The sequence below is a fragment of the Massilia sp. DJPM01 genome, assembly GCF_030348125.1.
GTDB classification, from domain to species: domain Bacteria; phylum Pseudomonadota; class Gammaproteobacteria; order Burkholderiales; family Burkholderiaceae_D; genus Telluria_A; species Telluria_A frigida.
Window position 1 is genome coordinate 1 of record NZ_JAQOZV010000131.1, and the last position, 3,637, is coordinate 3,637.

Sequence of the window (3,637 nt, forward strand, 5' to 3'; positions counted from 1 at the left end):
CCGGACTGTATCCCTTGCCCAGGTCGCTACCTTTCATGGTCATGCCGTCCAGCCGATACGACAGGCCCGACAACTTCGCCCCCTCAAGTTGAGCGACTGGCACCAGCTCGACGCCCACGGTGTCGAGCCGCTCCTGGTACTCGGTAAAGCTTCCGCAATCCTTGACCACTGCATCACAGAACTGCTGCAACCGTTGCCGGGTGGACGGTTCACCGGTCCGTAAATTCCGCTCAACCTCGCCCTTGGTCGGCGCTTTGCGCTCGGCCTCGATGCTCGACGGCACCCGTTGCAGCCCGTACTCCTTCTCCAGCTCGCGCATGATTACCTCCTGCCGCTTGTAGTCGTGGCTGTCGCTGGTCACGGTGCCGTCAAAGCGGATGCGGTTCGCCAAGATGTGGATGTGCTCGTGGTCGGTATCGACGTGCCGCGTCATTACAAACTGGTTGTTTTCCAGGCCCATGCCCTCCATATACCGCTTCCCAATCTCGCGCCATTGCTCATCACTGAGCTTTTCATCTGGCGCGGCGGATAAAGAAACGTGCAAAACCGCCTTGCCCAGGTTAGGTCTTAGCTTACGAATTTCTCCGAACTCTGCCGCAAGTTCTCGCGGCTTCTCTCCCGCCATATTCTTATCAATGACGCGGCCTTGCTCCTTCGTAAGGTCGTATTCCAACGCGCCCCGAAAGCCTTTGCCCTTAACCGCCTTGGCAATCATTCGCTGCCTTTCATGCCAATCAGTGCAAGCCGCAACTGATTAACTTCTGCCCGTAGACTCTCGACCAAGTCGTTACTTATGACGACATTCCGGCCTTCGTTTCCAGCCCTGGCTAGCTGATTCAGATTTGCTGAAAGCCGCGCCAGGTCGGCGTACTCTTCCCGGTTGATCGCCGGCACTGGCGGCGCCGGAAGACGACGCGACAAAGCAGCTTGGCGCAACCAATGCGCCGGCGTCACGCTCATGGTGTCGGCCTTGAGCTTCAAGGCTTCGAATTCGGAACGCGACACGCGCACGCCGATGGTCACATCGCGGACGGTGCCGGGTTCGTTTTTTGGACGGCCACCGCGCCCGCGCCTAGGCGCGGCGATGCCGTCGGGTTCTGGATTTTGTTCTTGCATTTACAACCCTCCGAGCGCAGCGAGTGGGGGCGATGACCGCAGGGAAGAGGCTAGTTTTCGCTTGCGAAAACATGGCTTGCTACTAACCAGCATACCCACCGATAACCCTATCATACGCCCATCGACGACGAAGGCAAAACATCACCCACCGGCTCCACAACATCGGCCAGCAAATCAGCCTGACCCGGCACGACAACAGCCAAGCTCTCACGCTTCGGCTTTGGGTGTCCGACCTTGCGCAATGCCTTTGCTACTCCACTCAACGCGCTCCAGGTCGCCGCTGCCTCGCTATCCATCATGGCCGCACCTGTGGCCCTGATGGATTGTGCAAGCTCGACCAAAGTCGCAGTCGCACTCATCACGCGGTACTGGTTCAACCTTTCTGCTTTAACAGCCTGCCGCGCCTCAAACCAAGTCGCCAGCTCCTGCCGCTCTGCTTCGGTCAATTCGGCAATTTCAACGGATGGAAATTTGTCCGAATATCGGTCGAATGCAGCCACCAGCTTTTGACGGCTCCGCTTGCTTACCGGATCATAGAATGACCGAATGCACTGGATTTTTTTACCTTGCTCACGAAACTGCATGGCGTATACCTACCTATCTGTTAAACATACTATATAATATCACACTAACATACAAAAATCTAACTGATAATCAGATAAATATTGTCCTGTCTAGACTGATTGTGATTTAGCTGTTTGGCGAAATTATTGATAAGTTTGTTCCCACCGACCTGGGGGGAACGCTATGCCACTAAAGCGGAACGCTATGCCGATGTGAGGCGACTTGGGGGGGGGTGATTTACCTTTCCCCTGCCGCGTAGCGGTGGGGGCGCTGTGTCAAAACCGGGGGTGTAAGCTGGAACACCAGAAAATTCCGTCATCAAAGCTAAAGCTACTCACATTTTTGCAACGTTGAATAAGTTACGGGTTATGTGACGATTTTTGACGGTAAATTTCTCATTTTTCGATCATCACTTAACCGCTCGTTTGGGTGACAGGTACCGCGCTGTCTGGGGACAGAAAAATCCGGGGTTCCGGCTTACAACCCCAAACCCGGCCTCGCTTTGCTCGGTCGGTGACTTATCCACAGGCGGTTCTTAGTAAAGATAAGGTAGAAAGAAGGTAGAGAGCACTTCGACCTCTTGAAAGCCCCTATCCATGCGGGTTTCCAGAGGGGGGGGGCGACGCTATCCCGATAAAGCGCGACGCTATCCCGATAAAGCGCGACGCTATCCCGATGCGCCTGCGACGCTATCCCGATAAAAAGCCCGCACTTGGCGGGCTTGGTGGAACGCTATCCCGATGGGTGCGACGCTATGCCGATGGATGGAGCCACAGGACAAGCTGAGGCTTGCCCTTGGTGCTGTCCTCGATGTTGCCTTTGGCAATGATCTCCAGCCGCTCCAGCTCACGCACAGCCCGTGTAAGTGCATCCCGGAAATCTCGCACTCGCCCGGCGTATTCCATCTTGTCCTTGAGCCAGTCCAGCGCGTACCGCTGCACCGGGTCGGCGGATGTGGCCAATAGGCGCTGCAAGGTCTTGGCCATGTCCTGCCCACGTCCGATCTGCATCCGCTTATCCCAGTCAATCAGGCTGTATTCCCGATTGCCGAACATCTGCACCCAACGGGGATCTAGGCTGTAGCTGTACGCCTCGTCTACGTCGTCGTAGCTGAATCCAGCAATGATGCGAAACGACACCGTTTTGCCGATGCTGTACCGGGCGGAGCCGTCCGGCTTTCTTGCTTCAAGAAACATCGTCGCCTCGGTCAGCGACTTGATGCGACGGTGCAGCCATTCGTAATCGTGCTTGCCTGTGCTGCGCTTGATCTTGCGCAGCAGCTCAGCGCGATTCAGGGGCACGGGTGTGCCTATCGGGTAAGGCTGGGCGAAAGCAATCAACGCCATGATAATGTCGCCGTCTGCCTCGTCCAGTTGCTCCCCGGTGTACTCCAGCACGCAATCTTTGCGCGTGACCATCTCGGTTTGTCGATGGAATTTGCGTCGTCCGCGCGCGATCGGAGCAATGAAGCTGGAACGGTTCAGGTGGTTTGGAAAAGCCCCAATATCAAAGCCCGGCAAGAACATCTGCCGGGGTGTTTCTGCCGCCTTTTGCTCGGCGACCTCATTGCCAGTGACGGCGCGTTGCTTCGTCATTTCCAGCATGTCGGCCAGTGTCTTGCGCCGAGGTGCGTTATCCTTCTCGTCAGCCATTTTGAAGCTCCATTCTTCGATTGTGGTTAGGCGCTGGCCGGGGTGTCCGCCCCGTCCAGCGCCGTCCGAATATTACTCCTACACACCCCCCCCCCCACCGCTGCGCGGCCGGGGAAAAGGTCACCCCCCCAAGCTCTGCCCCCGATCAAGCTTCGCTTCCCGCGCCTTCTCCTGGGCCTGCTCCTGCCGGTACTGCTTCACCTCCGGGGCGTTCCACGCCTTTTCAGCCGTGCGCCTAGCGTAGTCCTCGATGTGACCCGCCTTGCGGCTCTCCACGTTCGGAGAGCACTCCCGGATACCCTTCG

4 protein-coding genes and 1 pseudogene are annotated in these 3,637 nt (G+C 57.1%); all 5 read right to left on the reverse strand.

The window, feature by feature from the left end; genetic code table 11:
• Positions 1-715, reverse strand: a 715-nt coding sequence (locus tag PO883_RS33960) for a relaxase/mobilization nuclease domain-containing protein (protein ID WP_289313723.1), incomplete at its 3' end; no start/stop codon positions are given.
• On the reverse strand, positions 712-1,116 hold the full coding sequence (locus PO883_RS33965) for a mobilization protein (RefSeq protein WP_289313724.1): 405 nt from the start codon (positions 1,114-1,116) through the stop codon (positions 712-714). The genes PO883_RS33960 and PO883_RS33965, both read right to left, overlap by 4 nt.
• A gap of 110 nt (positions 1,117-1,226) precedes the next feature.
• Positions 1,227-1,700 (reverse strand): hypothetical protein, encoded by a 474-nt coding sequence (locus PO883_RS33970; RefSeq protein ID WP_289313725.1) that lies wholly within the window; start codon positions 1,698-1,700, stop codon positions 1,227-1,229.
• A gap of 732 nt (positions 1,701-2,432) precedes the next feature.
• Positions 2,433-3,332 (reverse strand): plasmid-related transcriptional repressor protein, encoded by a 900-nt coding sequence (locus PO883_RS33975; RefSeq protein ID WP_289313726.1) that lies wholly within the window; start codon positions 3,330-3,332, stop codon positions 2,433-2,435.
• Positions 3,333-3,452: 120 nt separating this feature from the next.
• Positions 3,453-3,637, reverse strand: a pseudogene (locus PO883_RS33980) (hypothetical protein); the annotation flags it as partial.